Below are 25,753 nucleotides of genomic sequence, written 5' to 3'. Positions count from 1 at the left end.
AACAGATATATGGGCCGGGGATGGGAAGCCGTTATGAAACTGATATTAGGTTTGTTTTTGGTGTTGGAGTTAGGGGTTGTCTCTTCGTTGGCTGCCCAAGATCCTTCCTCTAAAAAAATTTTGCAGAGGCTCGAGGAACTTCAAAAGAATTCTTTGGAACATACTTCCCGTATCAACGAGCTGTCCTCCCAGGTTTCTATCCTTCGTCAACAAAACGAGGAAATCCTTTCTCTTCTAAAAAGCAATGACAAACTATCTCCTAATCGTGTTCTTGAAGTTCGGCTTAATCAAATGAGCGCTCAAATAGAGGAACTTAGGATCCAGGTCCAGATTCTGGCCAAGGCCATAATGGCCCTTATAGGGGTCTTTGTCCTTATCTTGCTCTTTATGATTTTCCGTTCCCGGCGTTCGTCCCGCTACGGAAGCATTCGCATTTAGGTAAGCTTAACGCTTACTACTTTAGACACCCCTTTTTCCTCCATGGTTACTCCGAAAAGGGCGTCTGCGATCTCCATGACGCGGGGATTGTGGGTTACCAGGATGACCTGGGAGTGTTCCTTTAGGCGCTTGAGAAGCTCATTGAACCTTAAGGTGTTGGCCTCGTCCAGAGGGGCGTCTACCTCGTCTAGGATGCAGAAGGGTCCTGGTTTGACTAGATAAAAAGCGAAAAGTACCGCCAGGGCGCAGAGGGCCTTTTCGCCTCCGGAGAGCATGGAGAGGTGTCTTACCGGTTTTCCCGGAAGCTTTACCTTGAGGTCAAGTCCGGCCTGGAGAGGATCATCTGAATCCGTGAAATAGAGTTCTGCCCGTCCGCCTTCAAAAAGAAGGGGAAAGACCTCGCTCAACTTTTGGTTGGCAAGCTCCAAGGCCTCGCGGATTTTTCGGCGGCTCTCTTCATCTAGACGCCGACAGGCGGCCTCAAGGTCTTTTATGGCTGCCAAGAGCTCTTCTCTCTGAGAGGAAAGAAATTCAAACCTTTCGCGGGCCTTTTCGAGTTCCTCGCCGGCGGCCAGGTTGACCGGCGGAAACTGTGAAAGTTCCTCCCGTACTTTAATGATTTCTTCCTCTATGCCGCTCGTATCTTTGAGCGCCGGTTTTTCCTCCGCCACGAAGGCCTCAAGATCAGTCTCATGGTTCTCACGGGCCTCTCTCAAGAGATGTTCCAGGCTCATTTCGGCCTCTACCAGGTCAAGCTCAAGGCGATGTAACCGCTCTTTTAGACGCTCCCGATCTTTTTCCAAGGACTTACCCTCTCTCTCTAATTCGGAAAGCCTTTTACTAGCCTCCGAAAGGGCGGCCTCAACTTCTTTCTTTTCCCGAAGCAAACCCTCACGAACAGTTTCCTTTTCCCGCCGGGTCTCCTTTTCCTTACGAATCATTCCCCGTACAAATTGAAGCTCTTCCTCAAGGAGCCTGACCTGTTGGGAGGTGTTGCGCAACTTGTCCCGTGTCCTGCGGAGTTCTTCATTAAGTTCGTTCTTCCTCCTGGAAAGGGCCTTCAGTCTTCCGGAGAGTTCCGAGATGAGAAGATTCTTCTCCTTAAAGGCCTTTTCCTCTTTAGAGCTTTCATTCTTTAACCTTTGTCTCCTCTCTCGGAGTTCCTTTTCCTGCCGGAGGATCTCCTCGAGTTCTGCGGTTAAGCCCTGGATTTCCGCTTCAATCTTCTCTTTTTCCTCTGCCAGGGCCTCCTGCCTGGCCGTCTCTGCCGAACCTTCCCGCGCCAGAAAAGCCTCCTCCTGCATCAACCTCGTAAGACTCTGTTCAATGCCTTTGAGCTCTCTAATCAGACGTCCCTTCTCTTCCTCAAGTTTCTTTAAAGCCTTAACTCGGCCTTTTAAGGCTTCTTCCGTTTCTTTAAGGGTTTTCTGAAGACCTGCTTTTTCTTCCTGAACTTTTTGTAGGACCAACCCCCGATCCTGGAGCTCTTTTTCAAGCTCATGAAGTCTTTTTTTGATCCTCAGAGGTCCCGGGGCCTCCCGCCCGGAAAACAGCAGGAATCCGCTGGGGAACAAGATGGCCTTTTCTCTCTGGAAATAAAGTATTTTTCCTGATGGTAGAGAAGTAGGAAGCCTCTCAAGGCTCTCTTCCTCTTCAAGTTCTTCAAGTTCCTGGATAAGTCTTTGGTGAGTTTCAGGCGTCTTGTAGAAAAGACCTGGAAGTTCCGTGCTTGAGAGGAGTTGTTTTATATCTTCTACAGATTCCGCCACGGGAAAGGATAACTTTTCTCCTAGGAAGGCTTCTACGGCTTCCATCCTCTCTGGAGAGATTTCCAGTTCTTCGGCCAAGATTTTGAGGTTCAAGCCAGTTCCTTTTAGTTTTTCGGGATCTATGATCAATTCTTGCTTTAAAAGGGAAAGGAGCATGGCCTTTTCCTTCTCTAAGGAACGTATTTCAAGTCTTCGCTCCTTTTCGTCGTTTTCAAGACCGCGAAGAGCCTCCTTTAGTTCCGCTACCCGGGACTCAAGAGTTTGCTTTTTATTGCGAAGACCGGAAAGTTCATCTTCAATTCGGGCTAGATGACTTTCAAGGCTTACCTGGCGAGCTTTTAAGCGCTCTCTCTCCGCTTTTAGTTTGGAGCTCTTTTCGGAAAGAAGCCGTCTCTTTTCTTCAAGGGTTCGCTTTTCCCTATCCAAGCGCTCCTTCCTTTCTTTCAAAAAGCGCAGTCTTTCCCGAAGACCAAGGACCTTCTTTTCCTCTTCTCTCAATTTCTTTTCAGCCTTTTCGGCCTCTGTTCTTTTGGCCAGATATCTTTCCTGAAGTTCTTTGAAAACGTGCTCTTCGGTTTCGAGTCTCTTTTGAAGTTCTTCGGTTTCGGTGATGAGTCCTTGGAGCTCTTTTTCCAGATTTTTGAGGTTTTCGGTGAAATTTTCCTTCCGCGTTCGTTCCCTCTCCAACTTCTTTGAGATCTCGTTTTCCTCCCGATAGAGGGTACGCAATTTTTCGGCTACAGCCTTGAGATCGGATTCTAGGGATTGAAGGGCTTCATCTTTTTCCCGAAGCTTTCGTTTCAGGAGATTGACCTCGGAGAGGACCTTTTCATAGAGGGGGAGGAGTTTTTCTTCCCGTTCCGAAAGGGCTTCAAGGTTCTGGCGTAGCTCGGAGAGGTTTTTTTCGGCTCGGTCTCGGTCTCTCCGGGCTTTGAGGTAGAGGACGGCCAGTCTTGAGAGCGAGAGTTGCTTGAGGCGGTCTCTAAGCCGGAGGTACTTTGCGGCTAGCTCGGCCTGCTCCTCCAGGCTGGTGATCTGTTTTCTGATCTCGGAGAGGATGTCCTCTACCCGAGCCAGGTTTTCACGCGTGCGGGCTAGATTTCGAGCGGTTTCATCCCGGTTGGCTCGGTAACGAGAGACTCCGGCCAGCTCCTCCAGGAAGAAACGCCTTTCTTGAGGACTCCGTTCCAGGAACTTGCCGACTTCCCCTTGATCTATAAGACCATAACCTCTTGGGTTTACCCCAGTGTCCAAGAAGAGGTAATGAATGTCCTTGAGGCGGCAGGTGCGATTATTGATGAGGTACTCGGACTCTCCGGATCGATAAAGTCTACGGGCTACTACTATTTCTGGAAGTTCCCGAAATTCTTCTGGAACTCCACCGTCATTCTCGAGCACCAACCGAACTTCGGCAAAACCTGGAGACCGACCGTGATCTCCGGCAAAAAGGAGGTCTTCAGCGGACCTTACTCGCAGACGCTTAAGACTTTGTTCCCCGAGGACCCAGCGGAGAGCGTCCATGATGTTGCTCTTCCCGCTGCCATTAGGGCCCACGATGGCCGAAATCCCCGGAGGGAAGGGGAGACTCACCCGATAGGGAAAGGATTTGAATCCGTAGATCTCGAGCCGTTTTATTCTCATCGCCTGAAATTTTAATGCTTTTTTATTCTTTAGGGAGAGTGGATTAATACACCGCTGAGTATAGCGAAGAGGGTTGGCCCCCTTGACTTCTACTTAAAACCCTTTAAATTATTATCTAACGGACGCGGGGTAGAGCAGCCTGGTAGCTCGTCGGGCTCATAACCCGGAGGTCGCGGGTTCAAATCCCGCCCCCGCACCCAAATTTTTTCTGTTATGTCGTTTTTAAGGCCAGATTTCAAGCTTGAGCCTGCCTCTTGTTATGTAGATGCCCGTTGCCCTCGTTATAAGGCTGTCATACCTGCCGAAAAAGATTTGTCTCCTCTTATCCCGTATCTGAATGCCGAGGCCAGGGTGGTTTTTTATGATCCGGATGAGCCGGTGATCATTTTCCGGTTTGAAGGCAAGAAGGTGGCCGTACGGTCCGGAGATGTGAGAATATCCGATCTTTCCGATATTGAAGAGGGGCGAAGGGTAAAGGAAAAGCTGGAAAAGTTCTTGGAAGAGCTTTGGAAACGACGAGAGGAAATAAAACCTCGTTATGAACCCCGGCAATTACCTCCGGCCCTTGAGATCTATAAGTTACTGCCCGGGACTAACTGTGGAAAGTGCGGTGAGCCCTCCTGTCTGGCTTTGGCTACCAGATTATCAACCGGAGAGGCCGACCCCAGGGCCTGCCTCCCACTTTATGAAGAGGCTATCTTTCAGGAAAACCGCTTGATCCTGGAAAAAAAGCTTACGGGGGCTTAAAAAGCCCTGATTCGCCAAGAAAGCCGGTTGTCAAGCTGGAGGATTTTGTTAGGTTTGGGAAGATACCATGCGTTGGGAGGGCTAAATGTCTGAGATAGAGCGAATAAAGAAGCAAATCTTGAGAGCTTTGAAACTCAAGCCTCAGACTTTCTGGGAACTTATAAACTATCAAGATGGGCATATTGCGGCCTTCTTCGAGGCCCTGAACAGCCTCCTTGAGGAAGGTTTGATAGTTTATCGGGACTATAAGTTCCATCTGGAAAAGGAAATCCCGTTGAACCCTCTGGCCGATACTCTTTGTTCTCGGTGCGGGCTGGGGGTGGAGCTCAAGGGTTTTTGGGAAGATCTTTATCAGCGCTTCTTGGAGGTCACTAAAGAGCGTCCCCTTCCTACTAGCGATTATGATCAAGGTTTTGTTAGGCCGGTGGATACTGTTCGCCGGGTGGCCTATATCTACCAGCGTGGCGATCTGGAGGAGGCCGAGATTTTCATTCTAGGTGACGATGACCTGCTTTCGGTGGTCATGGGTCTTACCCGGATGCCCAAAAGAGTGGTGGTGGTCGAGATCGACGAACGTCTCAATGCCTTTATTAAGGAATTTGCTGAAAGGGAAGGGCTTACCAACCTAGAGGTCTATAACTACAACGTTATCGAGGCTTTACCTGAGAGCCTTAAAAGGTCCTTTGATGTCTTTGTCACTGATCCCGTGGAAACCAAAAAGGGCCTTAAACTTTTTGTCGGCCGCTGCCTGGAAGCCTTGAAGGGACCTGGGGCCGCAGGGTACATGGGTTTTACTCACCGGGAGGCCTCGCTCCGGAAGTGGTACGATTTCGAAAAGTTTATCCTTTCGGCCGGGCTAGTAGTTACGGATATTTTGAGAGATTTCGCCATTTATCCTGAAAACGAGAATCAATGGGAGGACTTTTACCGTACCTATGAGATAATGAAGAAACTAGAGTTGCCGCTTCCGGAGGTGGACTGGTATAAGAGCTCTTTTGTACGTTTTGAAGTTGTGGAGGGCCCGACGCTCCCGCCTTTCGAGAAGCCCCGGGACCTCCGGGAACTTTATTTTGATGACGAATCCTGGGCTACGCCCATGCCTTCTTATCTGGAGGAGGCCTAACCTTCCTTTAGCCTTACGCGCACGGCTTCGGCGTGGGCGAAAAGGCCCTCAGTTTCAGCTAGTTTCAGTACCGCCGGGCCTTCCTTCTGTAAAGCCTCTCGGGAATAGGCTAGCAAACTCGTCCTTTTGAGGAATACCGAGACCGAGAGCGCGGAGGCAAAGCGGGCCGCTCCCAGGGTGGGAAGCACATGATTCGGTCCGGCCACGTAGTCTCCTAGGGCCTCGGGGGTGAAGCCTCCTAGGAAGACCGCTCCGGCGTTATGGATATAAGGTAAGAGATCGAAGGGGTCGGATACCGCTAGTTCCAGGTGTTCCGGGGCTACGCGATTGGCCAGTTCGAGAGCCGAACTTAGACTTCGGGTAATGAGCAGCCCGCCCTGCTTTTTAAGAGCGGCCTCGGCTACCTCCTTACGGGGTAGTCGTTCCAAGGCTTTTTCGACTTCCCGTTTGACCTTGCGGGCCAGTCCGGCCGAGGGCGTAAAGAGTACCGCGGTGGCCAGGGGATCGTGTTCGGCCTGGGCCAGAAGATCCCAGGCGAGAGCTTCCGGTTCGGCGGACTCATCGGCGACAATGAGGACCTCGCTAGGTCCGGCTACGAGATCTACGCCCACCTCGCCGTAAAGGAGTTTCTTGGCCACCGTAACGTAAATGTTTCCCGGCCCGGCTATGACTTCTACTGGGGCAATAGTCTGGGTGCCATAGGCCAGGGCCCCGATGGCCCAGGCGCTTCCTACCCGGTAAATTTCGGTTACTCCGCACTCGGCGGCGGCCACCAGTAGGGCCGGATGTAAATTCCCCTCTCGATTGGGTGGAGATACCATGACTATCCGCTTTACTCCGGCCACCTGGGCCGGTATGGCGGTCATGACCACTGTGGAGACCAGAGGGGTATCACCACCGGTACCTCCGGGGATATAGATGCCGGCCGAGGAGACCGGCCTTACCAGTTGCCCCAGAAAGATCCCTTCCTCTCGGGTGTAGAACCAGGATTTCTCAAGCTGTCTCTCATGAAAGACCCTTACATTTTGAATGGCAAGTCTTAGAGCTGAAAGGAGCTCAGAATCTACCTTCTTGTAGGCTTCTTCGATCTCCGAAGGCCTTACCCGGAGATCTTCGATTCTAAAATCTGGGCAGTCAAACCTTCGGGTGTATTCCAGAAGGGCCTCGTCTCCCCGGCGCCTGACCTCCGCAAGAATTTTTCTCACCGACCGTTCTATCCTGGTAGGAAGATTTGCTCCACGATTAATTAGCCTTTGAATGAACCGTTTCCCGGCTGAACTTTCTTCCCGCAATATCCTCATGAGACGGCCTCCTTGACTTGCAGTCTTTAATTCCCTATACCTTACCACATAAAGAAAAGGGAAAGCACTATGGGAGTCTTTTTGCGAAATATAGCCCTTGGTCTTTTCATCCTGGTCTCGGTGCCCTTTTTCGGGATGGTCGCTATCCTGGTAGCCCTCCTTGAGTCCCGTAAGATCTTGGCCCACAAGATAGCCTGGCTCTGGTGTCGCCTGATACTTTTTATTTCCGGGGTAAAGGTGGAAGTGGAAGGTCTGAAGGGTCTTCCCCCCGGCCGTTACGTCTTTTTTGCCAATCACCAGAGCCAGATGGATATACCGGTCCTTGAGGAGGTCCTACGGCCCTTTGAAATCCGCTTTTTGGCCAAAAAAAGCCTTTTTCGGATTCCCTTTTTCGGCTGGGGTCTTGCGGCTCTCGGTTACATTCCGGTGGAACGAGAGGACCCTCGGGAGGGATTGAGGAGTCTTCTTGCCTGTGCCGAAAGGGTGAAGGCCGGCTATTCGGTGGTGGTCTTTCCCGAGGGCACGCGTAGTCCGGATGGCAGGCTACTTCCCTTTAAGACCGCCGGCTTTCTTATTCCGATTAAGGCTGGGGTGCCTGCGGTTCCGGTGGCCATTTTAGGGACCCGGAAAATTCTTCCTAAAGGTAGCCTTTTCGTTAACCCTGGAAGGGTAAAAGTGATCATTGGCGACCCCATTTCTACCGAAGGACTCACAAATAAAGACAAGGAGAGCCTAGCCCGGGAGGTCCGCTCCTTCATAGAGGAGGCTCTTTCGCGAGGGCCATAAGGAGCAAGGTTTCCACCAGGTCTTCAAAGGAAAGTCCGAAGACCTTGGCCGCAAGCGGAAGCAAGCTGGTTTCGGTCATTCCGGGGATGGTGTTGGTTTCAAGGAGATAGATTTCCTCGCCCATAATTATCATATCCGTGCGGCTGTAGTGCCGGAGTCTCAAAGCCTGATGGGCCCGGAGGGCGTATTCCTGAGCCTTGCGGAATAAGGCCTCTGGGATTTCAGCCGGACAGATTTCGCGGGCTGCTCCAGGAGTGTACTTGGTTTCATAGTCGAAGTATTCGCTTTTTTCGGGAATGATTTCCACCACTGGCAGGGCTTTATTTCCCAAAATCCCTACCGTAATCTCACGCCCGAAGAGGAACTTTTCGATGACCACCTCGTGGTCAAGGGTCAGGGCCCTCTCGGTGGCCTCCGGAAGTTCTTCCGGGTGTTTGACCACCGAAAGGCCAAGGCTTGACCCCTGAGTGGCGGGTTTTACCACTACGGGATAGCCCAAATGCTTGCAGAACTCGGGGATTTGATGACTTTCGTTCCGATGGAAGACCTTGCCGGGGGGCACGGGAAGGCCGGCCTCTTGGTAAAGCAGGCGGGAAAGTCCCTTGTGGATGGCTAGGGCCGAACCCAGTACTCCGGCCCCCTGATAGGGAAGGCCCAGAGAATCCAGAAAACCCTGGATGGTTCCGTCCTCTCCTCCTGGGCCGTGGAGTACTAGAAAGGCGATGTCGAATTCTCCAGCCCTTTCGGCAAGACGCGGAAGGTCCCTTGGGGGGTCAAACCGCACGACCTCGTGCCCCCGCGAAACGAGGGCCCGTTCCACCGCCTCTCCGCCTTTTAAAGAGACCTCCCGTTCCGGGGAGTTTCCCCCGCAGAGCAAAGCCACACGGTAAGGCATTTGGGGATCTCCTCGATTTGATTTAATTCCAGGATCTTATCCGGTCCGAAGGGCAGCCTTTTAAAAAGCCGCTTTTCAAGAAGCTTAGTGAGCTCCTCCAGGCAGAAGATCCTTACCCAGGAAGAGGGCCTTCGGCCGTAGCGTTCCCGGAGATCGATAAAACGTTCCTTTAAAGAGACGATTTCTTCATGTTTTACCCGTTTGTCCGCATAGTAAACCAATTCCTCTTCCCGGATGGGGGTTCCCGGAGGCCCGGGCTTTAAAAATATGTGTTGTTCCACGACCTTCGCCACCTCGGGATAGCCAAGACGGAGAAGGAGATTGCGGGCACTTTCGGCGTGGTTCTCACCGGTTTTGAGGGAATGGTGCTTGGTCAGATCGTGAAGGAGGCCTCCGGCACACAGAAGTTTTAGGTTGAGTTTTTCGCCCCGTTTGATTAGTTCCTTTCCTAAAAATACGGCGACTAAAGCCACCTTTTCAGCATGTCTCCGGATATGAAAAGGAACCCCTTCCTTTTCCAATAGGCGATAACACTCTTCAAGTGAAGGAATTCGGGACATCGTCCTCTTTACTACCAGATTCTAGGCCTTTTGGGGAGCCTTGGTCTAACCCCTTCTCGAAACGTCTTAAAATCTCGATGGTGAAATTGGAGGAAAAAACCCAGCCGGAGAAGATCGAGAGGGAGAACCCAAAGTTTAAAAACAAGTTTGTTACTACCAAATGCCTTTAAACCTTGTATAAATTTTTCAGTAAAATTTTTACGGTTTCCCGGTCGGTTCAGGGATTTGTGGTTTAAGTGTCATTTAGATCGACCAAAATTCGGTAACCTATATGTGGGAGCTAATCTCCTGAGATCCCCTTTTTCAGACTTTGAATTTTGCCTTTTACCGAGTTAATAAGAAAAAGACCTTTTTCCGGAAGCGAGGAGGGTTTTATGTCAGAATTATGGCTAAAAATTAAAGATTTTTTGAAAGAAAGGCTTCCTGAACCTGTTTTTAAGGTGTGGATAGAACCTCTTTCCGGGCATTGTCAGGACGGCAAGCTTGTAGTTTCGGTACCCAATGAATTTACAAGGGAGTGGCTAATTGAGAATTACCTCTCGCTTTTTAAAGAGGCCTTATCTCTCTGGGGGCAAGGTCTTTCATTAGCCTTTGTGGTGGAGGAGGCCAGGCCTCCTCTTCAACAGGATTTGCCCTACGAACCTACCCGTGTGCTTGGCCGAAAATTTTCGACTCGCTATACCTTTGAGGAATTTGTGGTGGGAGATTGCAATCGGCTGGCCTATAAGGTTTTTCTCAAAATGGCCGAAAATCCCCGAGGGCACATTATTTATCTCACCGCTGAAAGCGGTCTCGGAAAGAGTCATCTCTCACAGGCCGTGGGAAACGCCCTTGTTTCTCGAAAGAATACTTTTAGAGTCTGTTATCTTACGGCTCGGGATTTTACTTCACAACTGGTTAGGGCCTTAAAAAGCGGTCAGATGGAAAACTTCAAGGAACGGGTCTGGCGGAACTGTGACGTCCTTATGCTGGAGGAGGTCCACCATATTCCGGCTAGAGATTTCACCCAGGGAGAGCTGGCCTTGGCCTTGGATTATCTTTACGAGGAGGAAAAGGCGGTAGTCTTTACCTCTACCAGAAAGCCCCACGAGCTTTCTCATCTAGATTCCTCTCTGCGCTCAAGGCTTTCAGCCGGAATGATTGTAAGGATTAATCCTCCGGATTATGAAACTCGTAAAAATATTATCCGTCGTAAGTCCAGAAATCAGGGTCAAGAATTTCCGGAGGAGGTGGTGGAATATTTGGCCCGGCACCTGCGGGGAGATATCCGACAAATTGAAAGCGCGGTGGTGGGACTTATAGCTCGCGCAAGTATTCTTCGAGAATCTGTAAATCTAGCCCTGGCCCGGGAGTTAGTTTCGGAGATCATGCCTCCGGAAGGACATGATCTGGCCTCCGTGGTGATAGAACTTGTTTGCCGGAATTTTAAGGTTTCTAGGGAAGATTTAGTTTCCCGGTCCCGTAAGAAACGTATAAGCCAGTCCAGACAGGTGGCTATGTTTCTTTTGAGAAAATTTACCAAGGAGAGCCTTTCGTCCATTGGTCAGCGGTTCAACCGCGATCATGCTACCGTAGTGTACGCCCTCCAGAGTGTAGAAAAGAGACTTTCCTCTTCGCCCTCCTTTCGTTATCAGATAGAATACCTCGAGAGGGAAATCACCGAGAGATTCGGCGTGACGGAGAAGGAGTGTCGCTTTCCGAAAAGGCTCGAAAAGAGCTAAGACGCCTCCTCGGGGACCGCTTACTAGAGGCAGAAAGCGATTGTCTGGTCTATGCCTATGACGCCTCGGGCAGGACTTATCTGCCCGAGGCGGTAGCCCTCCCGCAGAATACCGAAGAGGTTTCCCGGATTCTCGCCCTCTCCTATGAGGAGGAATTTCCGGTAATCCCGCGTGGGGCCGGGACCGCTACTACCGGGGCACCTTTGGCTGCAAGAGGAGGGCTGGTCGTAGCCTTCACCCTTATGGATCGAATTCTTGAGATCAACGCCGAAGATCTGGTGGCGGTGGTGGAGCCGGGGGTAGTGAACGGGAGGTTTAAAGAGAAACTTGCCCGCCGGGGACTTTTCTACCCTCCGGATCCGGCAAGCTACCGATTCTCTACTATAGGAGGAAACGTAGCCACCTGTGCCGGAGGGCCTCGGGGCCTCAAATATGGGGTCACTAGGGACTATGTTCTGGCGCTTGAGGCCGTTTTGCCCGGCGGGGAGGTCCTTCCGTTGGGCACGCGGACCCTTAAAGGTGTGGTGGGCTACGATCTTACGCGGCTTCTTGTGGGCTCGGAGGGAACGCTTGCGGTCATTACTAAAATTACTTTGAAAGTCCTTCCTCTTCCTCCGGCTCGCGCTACAGTGGCCGCAGGCTTTGGCTCGGAGGAGGAGGCCCTTGCGAGCCTAAACGAGGTCCTTTCCGGGGGGCTTCTTCCTGCAGCCGCCGAATTCATGGACGAGGTTACCCTGACAGCCACCGGGGCCCTCGAACCCGAGATAAAGGGCCTGCTACTCCTTGAATTTGATGGCCTGGATTCTACGGTAAAGGAGGAAGTTGAAAAGGCCTTGGAAATACTAGATAGCCGAACTCGGTTTTTAAAGGTGGCTTCTGGAGAGACTGCGGAAACTTTGTGGGAAGTACGGCGCGCGATCTCTCCGGCCTTAAAGAAACTAGGGACCCGGCGGATAGCCGACGATATCGTTCTTCCCCGGTCAAAGCTTTCCGTCTTTGTGAGAGAGGTACGAGCCCTTTCAAAGGATTTTGGCCTTAGGGTGGCCTGCTTCGGGCATGCCGGAGACGGGAATCTCCATGTAAACATCCTTTTTGACGAGGAAAAGGAAGGTGCAGAGAGCCTGCGAGAGAGGATCCTTTCCTTGGTTCTTTCTCTCTCTGGTACCATTTCTGGAGAACACGGTATAGGCCTTACCAAAAGGGCCTATCTTCCTTGGGAAATTCCTCCACGGGCCCTTTCTCTCATGAGAGAGATAAAGAAGGTCTTCGATCCCAAGGGACTTCTAAATCCCGGAAAGATCTTTTAGCACTTTTTTGAAATTCGTAGCAAAAACTTGCCATTTTTTAAGAATTCTTCCACCCTAAAGTATGGAATGTACTTTAGAGGAGTTTTTGGGGAAGAGACGCCCCACGGTTCTGCATGTCACGGTCAATGGAAACGGAGTAGACGGCTCGGAGGAGCAGCACAACCGTGTTCGCCGGGGGACTGACCTTCGCCGTATAAAGGAAAACTTGCGGATCCTTAAATATTTCTGCGGCCCGCAGGTCCTTGCCCGTGATTTCTTGTCGCGGGTTAGAGACCTTCTTTACCGAAAGGGCCTTTCCTCGGAGGCCCTTTATTTTCCCTACGGGTATCTATCACTTTTTACGGATGTCGTTCCCTAATTCGTCTGTGGGTAATCTTCAAGTTTTTCTAGGTCATCAGGAATGGTGTCGATCCGGGCAAAGGCCGGCTCGTGGAGCGGAAGGTAAATATCCGCTTCTCTCTTTACCCTCAGGACCTGCTCGTAGGCCAGGTAAGGGTCGATGTTTACCCCTGGAGGGATGACCTCCCATTCGAGGGCCCGGATCCTTTTCGGGGGGAAGAAGTTTTCAAGAAGCGTGCAGAAGCCAGTGATGGCCGCGGTGCCTTTTTCAGTCGCCACCAGCACAGTCATACCGCCGCGGGTGTGGGCCGGGGTGTGGACCATTCTTATCCCGGGGACGATCTCGGTGTCCTCCTTAAGGTGCACCATTTGGCCGCCCTTATCGATCTCTTCCACAAAATCCGGGGCATAGCGGAAATCAAGAGGATGTGGGTTATAGAGGGTCTCGAACTCGAACTCATGGGCGTAGAAGGTGGCGTTCACACACTTCATGTCATTCTCGCAATGGTCGTTATGAAGATGGGTATGGAGCACGATGTCGATGTCTTTAGGCGTGAGGTTCCAACGGGCCAACGCCTCCTCAAAACGGTAGATTTTTCCGCCGATGGCCTTCTCCCGGGCCTCGGTGATCACCGGGCCCAAGTAGCCGGTATCCACCAGGATGGTCTTGTCCCCACCCTCGATGAGCCAGCCGTAGACCGGGACGGTAATTTCCTTATCGTAATCATGCTGATAGGTAAGGATGCCCTTACTGAAGATCTTGGCCCCGAGCACTAGGGGGTGAATCTTGTAGAGTGCCATGCCCCACCTCCTTGTTGAGTGTCGCCTAGAAAAAGGATGGCCCGATCAGACTCAAAGGTCAAATCTTCTAAACTTTTAAAACGGAAATTTCCTGAGGATAAGGGGTTTAACGGTCTCAACGATCGGGGAAAATCACAACTTTACGAAAGTTATTCCCCAGAGATGTTCCTGTTAATAATGTCCCCTTTTCGGTCGAAAAGGTCCCCAAAAAGAATCGGTAATAGGACAGTTCTTCTCATCTTCTCCTCCCGAGTCTTGTCAGCTTGGTCCTTGCGTCCTCGAAAAGGGTGTAAAAAAGGGGCACGTAGAGCAGGGTGAGGAGCGTGGAGACGAAAAGCCCTCCGATGGCCACCACCGCAAGGGGCGAGAGTCTTTCGAGCCCCACGGCCCTTTCGGCAGCGATAGGAAGCATGCCGGTGATGGTGGAGGCCGCGGTCATGATGATGGGCCGGGTCCTTATGCGGATGGCCGAAAGGATGGCCTCTCGCCGGGAGCTTCCCCTGGCCCGGGCCCTTTCGATGAAATCTATAAGAATAATAGAGTTGTTGACCACGATCCCGGAAAGGAGGATGAGTCCCATGAAAGCCGGCATGCAGAAGTGGCGGCCGACGATCAGCAGGCCCCAGACCGCCCCAATAAGCGATAGCGGTATGGCCACCATGATAGTTAAGGGGTGTCCGAAGGAACGGAAGGTGGGCACCAAGGCGAAGTAAAGGAGGATAAGGGATACAATAATGGCTCCTCTAAGCCGTCCGAAGGCTTCCTTCATGGGTTTGATCTCACCTTCCTGCGATATCCGGTAACCGGGCGGAAGCAGAAGGTCCGAAAGGACCTCCTCCACTTGGAGCTGAAGATGGGTGATAGCAGCGGTAGTTCGATATCCCAGGACATTTACTACCGGGGAGAGATTCTCGCGGGTAAAAACCGTAAGAGTCTTAACCACCTCAAAGTCCGCAAGTTCATTTAAGGGTACAGGGCCTTTTTTAGTTGCGATCTCAAAAGTCTTGAGATCAGAAAGCGAAGAGCGTGCTTCTAATGGCAGTCTTACAGTCACGATGTAGCCGTCCTCTCCGGGAACTCGGAGCACGGTGGCTTTAGCCCCGGAGAAGGCCCCTCGAATGGCTTCGGCCAAAGAAGTAGGCGAAAGTCCGTAACGGGAAAGCCTTTCAAGATCAAGCTTAAGGTGTACCTCCCGCTTTTCCATGTCCCAGTTCCGTGAAATAGTGGTAAGGCCTTTAACTTGGTAAAGCCGACTTTTGACCTCTTCGGCCAGTTGATCCAGAATTTTTATGTCCGGGCCGCTTATCATGACCTCCACCGGTGCGGTAATGGAGGAAAGGGGCGTGGCTCCGAACTCGTAAACATGGATATACTTAAGGCCAGGAATCCGGGAAAAGGCTTTCCGCAATTCGTCTTCGATTTCCCAGATGGACTTTTTCCGATGGAAACGGTCCACAAAATGGGCGGTGATGAGCCCCTGTTGCGGGGTGCGCTCGGCCCCAAAGCTTATGACCTCGGGTTCGCTTCCCACCACGGTGGCCATGCGAATGAATCCCGGGGTGTTCCGTATGATTTTTTCCATCTGATTTACGATCTCCTCGGTGTGAGCAAGTACCGTGTTGGGCTCGGTTTCAAAGGAGACCTTGATGATACCGGTGTCCATAGGCGGCATGAGATCCCGGCCCACAAGGGGCATCTGCCGTAGACTCACCACAAGGAGTCCGATGGCCCCGGCTATGAAAAGGAGTCTTCGCCTTTCAGCCAGGACGAAAAGCCCAGTAAAGAAATTCCGCAGGGGATTAAGCAAGAGCTTGCTAAGCCGATAAAAGATCCTTTCCAAGAAGTTCCGCTGGGTGTCGTCCCGGAGGACCTTCGGGGCTAGGAGCGGTATGACTGTGATGGAAATCACGTAGGATGAAAGGAGCGCGAGCGTAAGCACGACCGCAAGCGGCCGCAGGATCTTTTCTACATAACCTCCAACGAACATGATGGGAACGAGTACCACGATGGTGGTAAGGGTTCCGGCGAAGTCGGCAAGCCAGATCTCGTTTGTGCCCGAAAGCGCGGCTTCGCGAGGGTTTTTACCCAAGCGGATGTGCCGATCGATGTTCTCGATGACTACGATGGCATCGTCCACGAGCAAGCCCACGGCGATGATCACCGCCGTAAGCGTTACGATGTTGAGTTCAAAACCCAGTACCCGCATTCCAAAGAAGGTCATGAAATAGGTGAACGGAATGGAGACCGCGGCGAGAAGCGTCACCCTTCCCCTTGCCAGAAAGAAAAAGATTACGGCCACCGTGAGGAGGATGGCGTCCCTCAGGGCCTCGACCATATTGGAGGTGGAAGTTCGGATGAGGTCCGCCTGCGTATCGGCGACCTCGATTACGAGGTCCGGAAAAGTTTTCTTTATTCGGGGAAGCTCCCGACGAAGGGCGGAAAGGGTGTTGGTTACGTGTCCTTTTTCCGGTCGCAGGATGTTGAGCCCTATGGCTGGCCGTCCGTTCCCGTGGAACAAGCTCTGTCTTTCGGCATAAAAGATCCGGATCTCAGCGATGTCCCGGAGATGGATTTCTCCGTCCTCAAAGCTCGCTACCACGAGATCTCCGAGTTTTTCTCGTTCCAGGACCTCTCCGGTAACCTTGATCAGGATCTGGTCCCGATTCCGAAGGATAAGCCCTCCAGGGATATTGAGGTTCTGAGCATAGAGCGCGGAGATCACCTGCGAGAGGGAGAGTCCATAGCGGGCCATCCGATCGCGATCAATCTCTACCCGTATTTCAGGAAGATAGCCCCCGAAGACTTCTACCTGGGCCACCTCAGGGATACGCAGCAGGGCCTCACGGAGTTCATTGTCCGCGATCTGTCTAACTTTGGCGAGGTCAAGGTGTGTGCCCGGTTTGGGCGAGACCGCCAGCGTGCAGACCGGGGTGGTAGCGTCGCTTATCCGAAAGATACGCGGGGGAAGGAGCCCACGTGGTAGATCCGCCCAGATGCGATCAAGCACTGCCGAGACATCTACCTCCGCGGAATCTAGGCTCTTTTCGTACTCGAATTCTACGGAGACTGCGGCCACCTCATCCCGGGAGGAGGACTTGACTTTGCGGACCAGGTCCAGCGTGGCAAGCTCCTTTTCCACCGGCCGGGCTACCTTGTCCTCCATATCCTCAGCCGAAGCTCCCGGCCATACGAGGATCACCGCAATCTTGGGGTAGTTGGCATCCGGAAAAAGGTTAAGTGGCATCTTTTGAAAGCTACGAAATCCCAGAACCACCCCTAAGATTAGGAGGGAGGTGATGAGATAGGGGTTTTGAAAATAGCGTTCAAGAAAACTCATTTTGCCTTCTCGGTCACCTGAACCTTCATTCCCTCGTGAAGCCTCAAAAGAGTGGATTCTTCGGCTACGATGACCCAATCGCCTTCAGAGATCCTTCCAGAGACCGCAACTAGATTCCCATTTCTTCCCAGCACCATGACCGGGACGCTCCGGACCGAGGCAAGATCTCCCTCTTCGGTTTTTGCTAGAAAAACATAGGTCTTTTCGGTAGTTTCAAGTAGACTCTTTAAAGGTACGATGGCTCCCTGGACTTCTTTCATCACCAGATCAACGCCCACTTTCGCCCCACTTGGAAGTCCGAAGGGCCGTTCGGCGACCCGGATCTCAACCGTAGCCAGTCCATTCTCGCTAACCGCCGGATGCACCCGGAACACCGAAACGGAAAGTCTCCTCCGGCCCTCGGAAAGAACGGCTTTCGAGCCCTCCTTTATGTAAGCGGCTTTCCTCTGGGGCACTCGCACGAAGATGCGGTAGCCCTCTTCCGGAGCCTCAATCTCAAGGATGGGGATTCCTGGAAGAACCAGCTCTCCGGGCTCCCTGAATCTATGGGAAACCAGCCCCGAAAACGGGGCCTGGATCATGGTGTAGGCGAGATCGGACTTCACGGCGGAAAGCTCTTTTTTTAAGGCCGCAAGCCTCGCTTTCGCATTTTCAAAGGCTGCCTTTGAGAGCTCATAGGCCTCACGGGAGATGGCCTGGTTTTCAAAAAGCGTGCGGTCCCTCTCATAGATGTGTTTACGAGTGAGAAATTCCGTCTCGGCGGCGGAAATCTGGGCGGAAAGAGCCCCCATCTGCGCTCTGATTTTGCGGTCATCTATACGGGCGAGCACCTCACCTTTCTTGACCGGATCCCCCTCGTACTTCCGTACCTCAAGGAGATAGCCCGTAATCCGTGAGGAGAGCCGAGCGGAAAGTACGGGCCGTATTTCTCCCAGATAGTGTTCGGTTACGAGAAGGGGGCCGACCTTTACCCGAACCACCTCCACCGGAAGAGGTGACACTTGGGGTGGGGAGAGTCTTTCTAGCGCGGCCTTTTTCTTTTTGACCGTCTTTACGGCCACCAGAGCCAGGCCGGCCATCAATAGGAGGGCGATCAGAATTTTAAGGTTTCGAAACATAGCGATTCTCCTCGCAGGAAAGATTTAGGAAACCGCGAGCGATCTCGGCGGTAGCCCGCTCGTAGGCGATGAGGGCCTGGGCGTGCCGGTAAAGGGCCGAAAGATAGTCCGTTTCGGCAGAAAACCAGGCCGCCTGGGAAAGGAGCATATCCGTTACCGTGCCGGCCCCAGTGCGATACTTGAGGCTAGCTACTCGAAAGGCTTCCTTGGCCGTTTGCCTTGCGGCCTCAAAGTGGGCTATTTGTTCCCTGGTTTCAGCAAGGTGCGAGAGGGCTGTGGAAATCTCCTTACGTGCGGAAAGTTCAAGGGCCCTTAACTTTTCCCTTTCGGCAAGCCACTTTGCACGGGCCTCGGCCACCCGGGCCGAAAGCGTGCCGCCGCTAAAGAAGTTGAGTTTTAGCCTTACGCCCGCCTCCCAGACCTCTTCACTGTCGTTAAATCCTGAACCCGCCCGACGGCCATAGTTCGAAAAAAGCTCTACCGCCGGAAAGTGCCCCCGGAAGGCAAGCTTTACCGCCTCCTCGGCTCGGGCCACGGCCCGCCTCTGGGCCGCAATATCCGGTCGACAGGCAAGGACCCTCTCCCAGTCCGGGGCTTCGGGCTCAATGAGCCTTTCCTCAAGCTTTCCCGTAAGCTCAAAATCACTTCGAGGAGGTTCTCCCATAAGGACGGAGAGGGCCTCTTTGGCCCGACGCAGAGCCTCGCGGCTTTCGGCAAGTGCGGCCTCCTCGGCCTTTACCTGGGTCTCAATGCGCATGAGATCAAGAGGGGCGATGCGGCCAACGGAAAGCCGGAGCCGGGCCTCCTCGGCCACACGCTTTAAGGCCTCAAGGGTCTTTTCACGGGCCTGAACGAGGGCCTTGAGATAGAGGGCTAGGAGATAGGTCTCCCTGACGTTAGCGATAAGGTCTAGGGCCGTCTGGTATTTAAGACTTTCTCGGAGAGCGGTTTCAAGTTTCGCCATCTTGACCCGTTTACGGATTCTCCCGCCCTCATAAAGCGGAAGCACTAAATTGACATCAAAAAGGTAAATGTCTCGGCTGAAGCTCGGAAACCGGTTCGGTCCCTTGATAGAGGTTACGGCCTGGGGGTCGCTCAGCCGGCTGGCCTGGGCTAGGAGATTTACCTGCGGGAGGAGTGCCCCCCATTCTGCTTGCCGGGCGGCTTCGGCCGCCGCAACCTCGTGTCCCCTGGCTAGGATCTCCGGGTTGTTCTCAAGGGCCCGGGAAATAGCCTCGGAAAGGGTGAGAGCTTCAACTAGAAGAGGACATCCTAAAAACAGCAAGGCGCTAAGAATTAAAAACCGTCCCATTTACTCGTCTTTTACAAGAATCTTTTTGATCTCTTCCACGGAGAGGACCTTTCCCTGGGAGACCACTTGGCCATCCACCGCAAGTCCCGGAGGGTTCATCACCCCGTGGACTGCCATTTGCTTGAGGTCCCGCACCTTCTCTACCGTGGCCTCTATTCCCAGCTCATCCAGGGCCAGAATTACATGGTCGTAAAGGGCCTCACATCGGGAGCAGCCCTGACCAAAGACCTTGATTTCCCGTGCCATATCGGACCTCCTTCAGAAAACTTTTCCGAAAATGAAACCCGAAAGGGTAGAAACCGTGACCACCAGGGCCAGGTAGGCTATGGTCTTTCGCATCCCGAGGACCGAGCGGATGACGAGTAGGTTGGGAAGAGAGACTGCCGGACCGGAAAGCAACAGCGCCAGCGCTGGCCCGATTCCCATCCCGGCTCCTAGTAGTCCCTGAAGAATGGGGATCTCCGTTAGGGTGGCGAAGTACATGAGGGCCCCTACCACGGAGGCAAAAAGGTTGGCCGAAAGCGAGTTTCCACCCACCAGCTTGGCTACGTAGTGCGATGGGATGAGCCCCTCCGTCCCCGGTCTTCCCAAGAAAAAACCGGCGAAAAACACCCCCAGAAAAAGAAGGGGCAGGATCTGCCGAGCTAGGAAATAGGAGGACGTAAGCCACTCACGAGCCTCCCCCCCGGCCCGATGGAGAAAGACTGAAAGGCCGACTATCCCCAGAATAAAGGAAAGCTCGTGGCCCCTAAAGAGCAACTCGGCTCCAAGAACAAGACCTCCAGTAAAAAGAACTCCGGTAAACGGCACCCGAAAAAGGAAGACGAGTTCAAAGGCAAGTAGAAAGGCCGCTAGAGCGAGAAAGATCCACTTCTTATCGTGAGCGAAAAGGAGAATGGCTATCAACGTGGCCATGAAAAGTAGACTCTGCCAAAAGGGGCGAGTCTTTTCGGCTTCGAGTGTTTCCATCTCCGCGGCTCTGGCCGCCTCCTCGCGTCGAAATAAAAACGCCATAGTTAGCCCAATGATGACGCTCGTGCCTACGGCCGTAAGCCCCCGAGCTATGCCCAAGGCCGGTCCCAGGACCCCGGCGGTAAACACGATAGCTAACACATTTATGGCTGGCCCAGAGTAAAGAAAGGTGGTGGCAGGACCTAGCCCTGCCCCTCGCATGTAAATGCCGGCAAAAAGTGGCAGCACTGTGCAGGAACAGACCGCAAGGATGGTCCCTGCCACCGAGGCCATTCCGTAGGCCACTGGCCGGGGGGCCTTTGGCCCCAGATAGCGCATAACAGATTCCTTGGATAGAAAAACGCTTATGGCTCCGGCGATGAAAAAGGCCGGGAGTAAACAGAGGATTACGTGTTCCCGAGCGTATTCGTGGACGAAAAGGAGTCCTTCCTTCAAGGCTATAAAGAGTCGGGAGTCCTCTCCTGGAGCGATGTCTCCTGAAAGACCAGGAATCAGATACGGCCAAAAGTAAAAAATTGTAAAAACTACCGTCCCGAGAAGGATGAACCTAAGCTCTTTTCGCCAATTCATAGGCCTTACTCCCGTTTTCTTCCGTAGGCAAAAGGTTTGGGAGTCTCCCCTCGACCCGGAGTCTTTCGACAAGCCTTTCGTATTCCGTTGTTTCCCGAATTTCGGAGAGCACTAGGGCGAGCAGTCTTTCGGCCTCCTGGTCCTCCGGGGCCAGGCGGTAGATCTGGAAAAACCCCCGCCGTTCTACCGAAAGGAATCCGGCCTCGGTGAGTTTCTGGAGGTGACGCGTAAGGGTAGGCTGGGTGTAACCGATGACCGCCGAAAGCTCACACACGCAACAGGGCCTTACCGAAAGCAGCCCTAGTATTTTTAACCGGGTGCCATCTGCCAGAGCCTTGAGTCGCTTTTCCAGTTTCTTCATAGTCTTTTTCATATATAGCCAAATAGCTATATTGTCAAGAAGAGTCATTAAGCGACACCAAATTTTTTCAATTTATAGATAGCTTGTAAAGAAGCCCTATTTGTTCTGACGCAATTATGAAGGGTATTCCTTTCTATCGATCCGCTTAAAGCCTGTTTCGCAGGATTCGGTGGTTGGTATCTTTCGCCTCTCCAGGATTCCAAAAATAGATGGCAGAAAAAAACGGACCTGCAAGGGACTAGAACCGGCTTGGCCTAAAAAAATGCTTTCCTAACCCACTTTACTGGTATAATAGATCTAATTCTGCTCTAAGGAGGTCCGTTATGCCTGGAACGTATGCGGGGTGTATTTTGAGGGTGAACCTTACCGAGGGCCGGATAGAAAAGGAACGGCCCTCGGAGGAGGTCCTGAGGACTTACATCGGGGGAAGGGGCCTGGGGAGTTATTATCTTTGGCGGATGATGGACCCCACGGCCGATCCCTTCTCACCGGAGAATCCCCTGATCTTTGCCACCGGGCCGCTTACCGGCACGCCGGCTCCCACCGGGGGCCGCTACATGGTTCTTTGCAAAAGTCCTCTTACCGGGCTCATTGCCTGCTCCAACTCCGGGGGCAAGTTCGGGGCCGAGCTCAAGGCCGCGGGCTACGATATGGTGGTGTTTGAGGGTGAGGCCCGGGAACCGGTGTATCTCTTCATCCAGGACGACAGGGTGGAACTCAGGCCGGCCGAGCATCTCTGGGGGCTTGACACCCACGAGACTACGGACCGGCTCCTTGAAGAAATCGGGGACGAGCGGGCTAGGGTGGCCTGCATCGGTCCGGCCGGGGAGAACCGGGTGCGCTTGGCTTGCGTGATAAACGACAAACACCGGGCCGCCGGGCGCTCCGGGGTGGGGGCCGTCATGGGGGCCAAAAAGCTCAAGGCCATCGTGGTCCGGGGCACCAGGCGCCCCGAGGCCCCGGACAAACAGGTCTTCATGGACTTCATCCGGCAAAAACTCGGGATCCTGGAGAAAAATCCGGTGACCGGTGAGGGGCTCCCCAGGCTGGGGACCAAGGTCCTTGACAGCATCATCAACGAAAACGGCCTCTATCCCACCCGGAACTTCCAGACCGGGGTCTTTGATAGCACACACGAGGTCTCCGGCGAGGCCTTGGTGGAGAAGGGCTACCTCAAGAAGAACCGGGGCTGCTACGCCTGCCCCATCAAATGCGCCCGAGTGACCGAGCTTCCCACCAGGAGCAAGGGAGAGGGGCCGGAGTACGAGAGCGGCTGGGCCTACGGGGCCTGCTGTGGGGTGAAGGACCTCATTGCCGTGACCGAGGCCAACTTCCTCTGCAACCGCCTGGGGCTTGACACCATCTCCGCGGGGGTGACCATCGCCTGCGCCATGGAGCTTTACGAGAAGGGCTATCTTCCGAAGGAGGACCTGGGACCCGGACCGGAACTGCATTTCGGAAGTTCCGAGGCCATCCTGTATTACACTGAGGCCATGGCCTATCGCCGGGGCCTCGGGGACAAGCTTGCCGAAGGCTCCCTCAGGCTGGCTCGGGCCTACGGCCATCCCGAGCTCTCCATGTCTGTTAAAGGGCAGGAGCTTCCGGCCTACGATCCCCGCGGGGCCCAGGGGCACGCCCTGGGATACGCCACTTCAAACCGCGGCGGCTGCCACGTGCGGGCCTATCTCATCTCGCCAGAGATCCTGGGAGTTCCGGAAAAGCTTGATCCCCAGAGCACGGAGGGCAAGGCCCAATGGGTCAAGATTTTTCAGGACCTCACCGCGGTTATTGACTCTATTGGGCTCTGTCTCTTCACCTCTTTTGCCCTCTCGGTCGAGGACTATCGGGATCTCCTTTCGGCAGCCACCGGCTTTGACTACACCGTGGAGGAGATGATGACCTGCGGGGAGCGCATCTGGAACCTGGAGCGCCTCTTCAATCTCCGGGCCGGAATGGACCCCTCGCAGGATACGCTTCCCAAACGGATGCTGGAGGAGCCCATGCCCGAGGGCCCGAACAAGGGGGCGGTGGTGCGGCTCTCGGAGATGCTCCCCGAGTACTACCGCGTGCGCGGTTGGGACGAGACGGGCCAACCCACCCCGGACAAGCTCAAGGCCTTGGGGCTGGCCTAGGGGGCGGATTTGGTCCGGGTTCGGGTCAGGATCTTTGGAACTCTGCGGCTTGACCTGGGCCTCGGGGAAGTTGAGCTTGAGCTTCCCGGGGAAGTCCCTTTAAGGGAGGTCCTTGAGCGTCTGGCTCGGGTCCTCGGGGAGAAGAGGGGAAAGGTTCTGCGGGAGAAGCTCTTTGAGGGCCAGGCCCTCCGCCCCGGGGTCATCATCCTGAAAGATGGGGTGAACGTCCTTCACCTGGAGGGCCTTTCCACCCCGGTGCGCGGGGGTGAGAGCCTTTCCGTTTTTCCCCCGGGAGGCGGCGGTTGAGGGAGGTCTTCTCCCGCCAGATACCCCTCCTTCCCCCCGGAGCCCAGGAGATCCTTGCGGAGAAGTCCCTCCTAGTGGCCGGGCTAGGGGGCCTGGGCTGTGTGGTGGCCGAGGCCCTGGCCCGCCTGGGGGTGGGTACTCTATATCTCCTAGATTCCGGCCGGGTGGATCCCCCGGATCTCAACCGCCAGATCCTTTATACCTGGGAAGACCTGGGCCGGCCCAAGGCGGAGGTGGCGGCCGAGAGACTGGGGTGTCTCTTTTCCGGCCTTAAGGTGCATCCCCTGGGGACCGAGATCAGGCCAGGCTTTGCCCTCCCGGAAGGGGTCTCTGGGGCCGTGGATGCCCTGGACAACTGGGCCTCCCGCTTTCTTTTGGAGGAGGCCTGCTGGCAAAAAAGGATTTTCTTGGTCCACGCCGGACTCAACGGGCTTTTCGGCCAGGTGACGAGCCTCGTTCCAGGAAGGACCCCGCGCCTTTCCGAGATCTTTGCCGGGGCCAGAGATACGGAGCCTCCTCCGGTAGCGATCCCCATCTGCCTCACCCTTGGGGCCATTCAGGCCCTGGAGGCGGTGAAGCTCCTTCTGGGGCTTCCGGGGACTCTGGTTGGAAAACTCCTCCTCGTGGATCTAGTGGAGTACCGTTTCCATCTGGAGCCTCTGAGATCACCTCATGGAGAGCCAGCATGAAAGATCAACTACAGTTGCCCGATGAATTTCGACTTTTTGCTCCTTGGGAGAGGGCGGTGGACAAGATCCTAAGCCCTATAGAGGAGTTTATCAAGACTCAAACGGCCTCGGCTATGGTCCTCATGGTTATGACCGTGGTGGCCCTTGTTCTGGCTAACTCTCCGGTAAACGGGGCCTACCATCACTTCTTCGAGAAAGAGCTGGCTCTAGTCTTTGGTTCGTGGGAACTACGGATGAGTCTGCATCACTGGATAAACGATGGCCTTATGGCCTTCTTTTTCTTTCTGATCGGTCTGGAGATAAAACGAGAGATCCTGGTGGGGGAGCTTTCGGACTTTAAGGCGGCCCTGCTTCCGGTGATAGCGGCCATCGGAGGAATGATATTTCCGGCTATCATCTACGCCCTGGTGAACCACGGTGAGCCTACCATCAGGGGTTGGGGCATCCCCATGGCCACGGACATAGCCTTTGCCATAAGCGTGCTGGTGCTCCTTCGGCGTTACGTTCCCTCGGGGTTGGTCACCTTTCTCATCGCTTTAGCCATCGTAGATGATCTGGGGGCGGTGATCATAATAGCCTTATTCTACACTCATGCCATTGATTTCAAGGCTTTGGGCGGGGCTTTCGGAGTGTGGACCCTGCTTTGGACCTTCAATCGTGCCGGAATCTATCATGGCCTGCCTTATTTTATAGGAGGCACTATACTCTGGCTACTTATGCTGGCTTCCGGCGTGCATGCCACCATCGCCGGAGTACTTACCGCTTTCACGGTCCCCACCAGGCCCAAACTGATCCCCGGATACTTCAAAGATGTTCTCCAGAGATTCCTCAAGGCCTGCGAGGCCGTTCCCGTTTCGGCGGCCCCCCATACTCTCACCCCTTACCAAAAAGAAGTTATCCAAGCTATTCACACGGCTGTAAGGGATGTGCAGCCTCCCTCACTACGGATGGAGCACGCCCTGCATCTTCCGGTGGCCTTGGTGATCATCCCTCTCTTCGCCTTGGCTAACGCTGGAATTCACATGGAGCCCGGGGCTCTGGCCGAAGTGTTTGCTCATCCCGTATCCCTGGGCATTGTCTTGGGACTGGTGGTGGGAAAGACGGTGGGCATCGCTGGCACGGCCTGGCTGGTATCGAGATTAGGGCTGGCTTTTTTACCCACCGGGGTTCGGCCTTCGCAGCTCGTAGGAGTGGGGTTTCTGGCCGGGATAGGTTTTACCATGTGTCTCTTTATTACAGAGCTGGCCTGGCCGGGTGAGGAAGCTTTACTTCAGCAGGCCAAGATGGGTATCCTTTTAGCCTCCCTCCTCGCCGGAATAGCCGGTTACCTCTGGCTCCGGTTTGTCTCACGGTAGTAGGGCTTTAAGCAATTTACGGACATCTGTACGGACCCCTGAGGAGAGGATTCCTGAAACCCTTGAAAAACTTGGTGGGCCGCGGAGGACTCGAACCTCCAACCTATGGATTAAGAGGCCGATAAACTTTTCTCGATCTTTATCAATCTCACGTAATCTTTTTCTATCTCGCC

The 25,753-nt window shown here is 53.8% G+C and carries 22 protein-coding genes and 1 tRNA gene; 12 read left to right on the top strand and 11 right to left on the bottom strand.

Going from position 1 to position 25,753, the window contains the following annotated elements; genetic code table 11:
- The first annotated feature begins 33 nt into the window (after nt 1-33).
- Entirely contained in the window at nt 34-438 is a 405-nt protein-coding gene (locus tag TDIS_RS05500) for a hypothetical protein (RefSeq protein WP_068670150.1), read from the top strand.
- On the opposite strand, the gene TDIS_RS05495 is transcribed toward TDIS_RS05500, so the two are convergent.
- A complete protein-coding gene (locus tag TDIS_RS05495; protein ID WP_068670148.1) occupies nt 435-3,848 on the bottom strand; it encodes an AAA family ATPase in 3,414 nt (1,137 codons plus the stop codon). The two genes, TDIS_RS05500 and TDIS_RS05495, sit on opposite strands and share 4 nt — an antisense overlap.
- 123 nt (nt 3,849-3,971) lie before the next feature.
- Here TDIS_RS05495 and TDIS_RS05490 point away from each other — a divergent pair.
- The 3 genes from TDIS_RS05490 to TDIS_RS05480 all read left to right on the top strand — a co-directional run bounded on the left by TDIS_RS05490 (nt 3,972) and on the right by TDIS_RS05480 (nt 5,718).
- Nucleotides 3,972-4,048, top strand: a tRNA-Met gene (locus tag TDIS_RS05490).
- Between the two features lie 13 nt (nt 4,049-4,061).
- Entirely contained in the window at nt 4,062-4,595 is a 534-nt protein-coding gene (locus TDIS_RS05485) for a (Fe-S)-binding protein (protein ID WP_068670146.1), read from the top strand.
- Between the two features lie 85 nt (nt 4,596-4,680).
- A complete protein-coding gene (locus tag TDIS_RS05480) occupies nt 4,681-5,718 on the top strand; it encodes a bis-aminopropyl spermidine synthase family protein (protein WP_084270978.1) in 1,038 nt (345 codons plus the stop codon).
- Here TDIS_RS05480 and hisD read toward each other — a convergent pair.
- Nucleotides 5,715-7,019 (bottom strand): histidinol dehydrogenase, encoded by a 1,305-nt coding sequence (gene hisD, locus TDIS_RS05475; protein ID WP_068670144.1) that lies wholly within the window; start codon nt 7,017-7,019, stop codon nt 5,715-5,717. The genes TDIS_RS05480 and hisD overlap by 4 nt on opposite strands.
- A gap of 69 nt (nt 7,020-7,088) precedes the next feature.
- Here hisD and TDIS_RS05470 point away from each other — a divergent pair, with 69 nt between their 5' ends.
- Entirely contained in the window at nt 7,089-7,805 is a 717-nt protein-coding gene (locus TDIS_RS05470) for a lysophospholipid acyltransferase family protein (protein ID WP_068670142.1), read from the top strand.
- Here the strand turns inward: TDIS_RS05470 and TDIS_RS05465 are convergent.
- Together TDIS_RS05465 and TDIS_RS05460 are read right to left on the bottom strand one after the other, a co-directional pair.
- Complete coding sequence (locus tag TDIS_RS05465) at nt 7,774-8,700, bottom strand: D-alanine--D-alanine ligase family protein (RefSeq protein ID WP_068670140.1); 927 nt, start codon at nt 8,698-8,700, stop codon at nt 7,774-7,776. The two genes, TDIS_RS05470 and TDIS_RS05465, sit on opposite strands and share 32 nt — an antisense overlap.
- A complete protein-coding gene (locus TDIS_RS05460) occupies nt 8,640-9,260 on the bottom strand; it encodes an HD domain-containing protein (protein WP_068670138.1) in 621 nt (206 codons plus the stop codon). The genes TDIS_RS05465 and TDIS_RS05460 overlap by 61 nt, the downstream gene beginning before the upstream one ends.
- 374 nt (nt 9,261-9,634) lie before the next feature.
- Here TDIS_RS05460 and dnaA point away from each other — a divergent pair, with 374 nt between their 5' ends.
- From dnaA to TDIS_RS05445, 3 genes are all read left to right on the top strand, one after another.
- Nucleotides 9,635-10,981, top strand: coding sequence for a chromosomal replication initiator protein DnaA (gene dnaA / locus TDIS_RS05455; RefSeq protein WP_068670136.1), 1,347 nt, complete (start codon nt 9,635-9,637; stop codon nt 10,979-10,981).
- Entirely contained in the window at nt 10,948-12,288 is a 1,341-nt protein-coding gene (locus tag TDIS_RS05450) for an FAD-binding oxidoreductase (RefSeq protein ID WP_068670134.1), read from the top strand. Before dnaA ends, TDIS_RS05450 begins: the two co-directional genes overlap by 34 nt.
- A gap of 85 nt (nt 12,289-12,373) precedes the next feature.
- The gene (locus tag TDIS_RS05445; protein ID WP_068670132.1) at nt 12,374-12,646 is read left to right on the top strand and encodes a hypothetical protein; all 273 of its coding nucleotides are present in this window, start codon (nt 12,374-12,376) and stop codon (nt 12,644-12,646) included.
- Here the strand turns inward: TDIS_RS05445 and TDIS_RS05440 are convergent.
- From TDIS_RS05440 to TDIS_RS05410, 7 genes are all read right to left on the bottom strand, one after another.
- The gene (locus TDIS_RS05440) at nt 12,643-13,428 is read right to left on the bottom strand and encodes an N-acyl homoserine lactonase family protein (protein ID WP_068670130.1); all 786 of its coding nucleotides are present in this window, start codon (nt 13,426-13,428) and stop codon (nt 12,643-12,645) included. The two genes, TDIS_RS05445 and TDIS_RS05440, sit on opposite strands and share 4 nt — an antisense overlap.
- Nucleotides 13,429-13,663: 235 nt before the next feature.
- Complete coding sequence (locus TDIS_RS05435) at nt 13,664-16,765, bottom strand: efflux RND transporter permease subunit (protein ID WP_068670128.1); 3,102 nt, start codon at nt 16,763-16,765, stop codon at nt 13,664-13,666.
- A complete protein-coding gene (locus tag TDIS_RS05430; RefSeq protein WP_068670126.1) occupies nt 16,762-17,883 on the bottom strand; it encodes an efflux RND transporter periplasmic adaptor subunit in 1,122 nt (373 codons plus the stop codon). Before TDIS_RS05430 ends, TDIS_RS05435 begins: the two co-directional genes overlap by 4 nt.
- On the bottom strand, nt 17,867-19,195 hold the full coding sequence (locus tag TDIS_RS05425; RefSeq protein WP_068670124.1) for a TolC family protein: 1,329 nt from the start codon (nt 19,193-19,195) through the stop codon (nt 17,867-17,869). Before TDIS_RS05425 ends, TDIS_RS05430 begins: the two co-directional genes overlap by 17 nt.
- Entirely contained in the window at nt 19,196-19,441 is a 246-nt protein-coding gene (locus TDIS_RS05420; protein ID WP_068670122.1) for a thioredoxin family protein, read from the bottom strand.
- Nucleotides 19,442-19,453: 12 nt separating this feature from the next.
- Nucleotides 19,454-20,737 carry a permease gene (locus TDIS_RS05415; protein ID WP_068670120.1) on the bottom strand — a complete coding sequence of 428 codons (1,284 nt, stop codon included), beginning with the start codon at nt 20,735-20,737 and terminating at the stop codon, nt 19,454-19,456.
- A complete protein-coding gene (locus TDIS_RS05410) occupies nt 20,715-21,098 on the bottom strand; it encodes an ArsR/SmtB family transcription factor (protein WP_068670118.1) in 384 nt (127 codons plus the stop codon). The genes TDIS_RS05415 and TDIS_RS05410 overlap by 23 nt, the downstream gene beginning before the upstream one ends.
- Nucleotides 21,099-21,421: 323 nt before the next feature.
- Here TDIS_RS05410 and TDIS_RS05405 point away from each other — a divergent pair, with 323 nt between their 5' ends.
- The 4 genes from TDIS_RS05405 to nhaA are packed head-to-tail and all read left to right on the top strand — an operon-like array spanning nt 21,422 to nt 25,580.
- The gene (locus tag TDIS_RS05405; RefSeq protein ID WP_068670116.1) at nt 21,422-23,230 is read left to right on the top strand and encodes an aldehyde ferredoxin oxidoreductase family protein; all 1,809 of its coding nucleotides are present in this window, start codon (nt 21,422-21,424) and stop codon (nt 23,228-23,230) included.
- 9 nt (nt 23,231-23,239) lie between these two features.
- Complete coding sequence (locus tag TDIS_RS05400) at nt 23,240-23,536, top strand: MoaD/ThiS family protein (protein WP_068670112.1); 297 nt, start codon at nt 23,240-23,242, stop codon at nt 23,534-23,536.
- Nucleotides 23,533-24,225 (top strand): HesA/MoeB/ThiF family protein, encoded by a 693-nt coding sequence (locus tag TDIS_RS05395; RefSeq protein WP_068670110.1) that lies wholly within the window; start codon nt 23,533-23,535, stop codon nt 24,223-24,225. The genes TDIS_RS05400 and TDIS_RS05395 overlap by 4 nt, the downstream gene beginning before the upstream one ends.
- Complete coding sequence (nhaA, locus tag TDIS_RS05390; protein WP_068670108.1) at nt 24,222-25,580, top strand: Na+/H+ antiporter NhaA; 1,359 nt, start codon at nt 24,222-24,224, stop codon at nt 25,578-25,580. The genes TDIS_RS05395 and nhaA overlap by 4 nt, the downstream gene beginning before the upstream one ends.
- The last annotated feature ends 173 nt before the right edge of the window (nt 25,581-25,753 follow it).

Source organism: Thermosulfurimonas dismutans, assembly GCF_001652585.1.
Classification (GTDB): domain Bacteria; phylum Desulfobacterota; class Thermodesulfobacteria; order Thermodesulfobacteriales; family Thermodesulfobacteriaceae; genus Thermosulfurimonas; species Thermosulfurimonas dismutans.
The sequence above is the reverse complement of the archived record's forward strand: the minus strand, read 5'-3'. Positions and strand labels throughout refer to the sequence as shown.

Bases quoted from the DNA above. Each gene is read 5' to 3' on its own strand.
- TDIS_RS05425 (WP_068670124.1), bottom strand. From the start codon at position 19,195: ATGGGACGGTTTTTAATTCTTAGCGCCTTGCTGTTTTTAGGATGTCCT.
- TDIS_RS05430 (WP_068670126.1), bottom strand. From the start codon at position 17,883: ATGTTTCGAAACCTTAAAATTCTGATCGCCCTCCTATTGATGGCCGGC.
- TDIS_RS05480 (WP_084270978.1), top strand. From the start codon at position 4,681: ATGTCTGAGATAGAGCGAATAAAGAAGCAAATCTTGAGAGCTTTGAAA.
- hisD (WP_068670144.1), bottom strand. From the start codon at position 7,019: ATGAGGATATTGCGGGAAGAAAGTTCAGCCGGGAAACGGTTCATTCAA.
- TDIS_RS05495 (WP_068670148.1), bottom strand. From the start codon at position 3,848: ATGAGAATAAAACGGCTCGAGATCTACGGATTCAAATCCTTTCCCTAT.
- dnaA (WP_068670136.1), top strand. From the start codon at position 9,635: ATGTCAGAATTATGGCTAAAAATTAAAGATTTTTTGAAAGAAAGGCTT.
- TDIS_RS05485 (WP_068670146.1), top strand. From the start codon at position 4,062: ATGTCGTTTTTAAGGCCAGATTTCAAGCTTGAGCCTGCCTCTTGTTAT.
- TDIS_RS05500 (WP_068670150.1), top strand. From the start codon at position 34: ATGAAACTGATATTAGGTTTGTTTTTGGTGTTGGAGTTAGGGGTTGTC.
- TDIS_RS05435 (WP_068670128.1), bottom strand. From the start codon at position 16,765: ATGAGTTTTCTTGAACGCTATTTTCAAAACCCCTATCTCATCACCTCC.
- TDIS_RS05465 (WP_068670140.1), bottom strand. From the start codon at position 8,700: ATGCCTTACCGTGTGGCTTTGCTCTGCGGGGGAAACTCCCCGGAACGG.
- TDIS_RS05405 (WP_068670116.1), top strand. From the start codon at position 21,422: ATGCCTGGAACGTATGCGGGGTGTATTTTGAGGGTGAACCTTACCGAG.
- TDIS_RS05460 (WP_068670138.1), bottom strand. From the start codon at position 9,260: ATGTCCCGAATTCCTTCACTTGAAGAGTGTTATCGCCTATTGGAAAAG.
- TDIS_RS05470 (WP_068670142.1), top strand. From the start codon at position 7,089: ATGGGAGTCTTTTTGCGAAATATAGCCCTTGGTCTTTTCATCCTGGTC.
- TDIS_RS05440 (WP_068670130.1), bottom strand. From the start codon at position 13,428: ATGGCACTCTACAAGATTCACCCCCTAGTGCTCGGGGCCAAGATCTTC.
- TDIS_RS05415 (WP_068670120.1), bottom strand. From the start codon at position 20,737: ATGAATTGGCGAAAAGAGCTTAGGTTCATCCTTCTCGGGACGGTAGTT.
- TDIS_RS05410 (WP_068670118.1), bottom strand. From the start codon at position 21,098: ATGAAGAAACTGGAAAAGCGACTCAAGGCTCTGGCAGATGGCACCCGG.
- nhaA (WP_068670108.1), top strand. From the start codon at position 24,222: ATGAAAGATCAACTACAGTTGCCCGATGAATTTCGACTTTTTGCTCCT.
- TDIS_RS05420 (WP_068670122.1), bottom strand. From the start codon at position 19,441: ATGGCACGGGAAATCAAGGTCTTTGGTCAGGGCTGCTCCCGATGTGAG.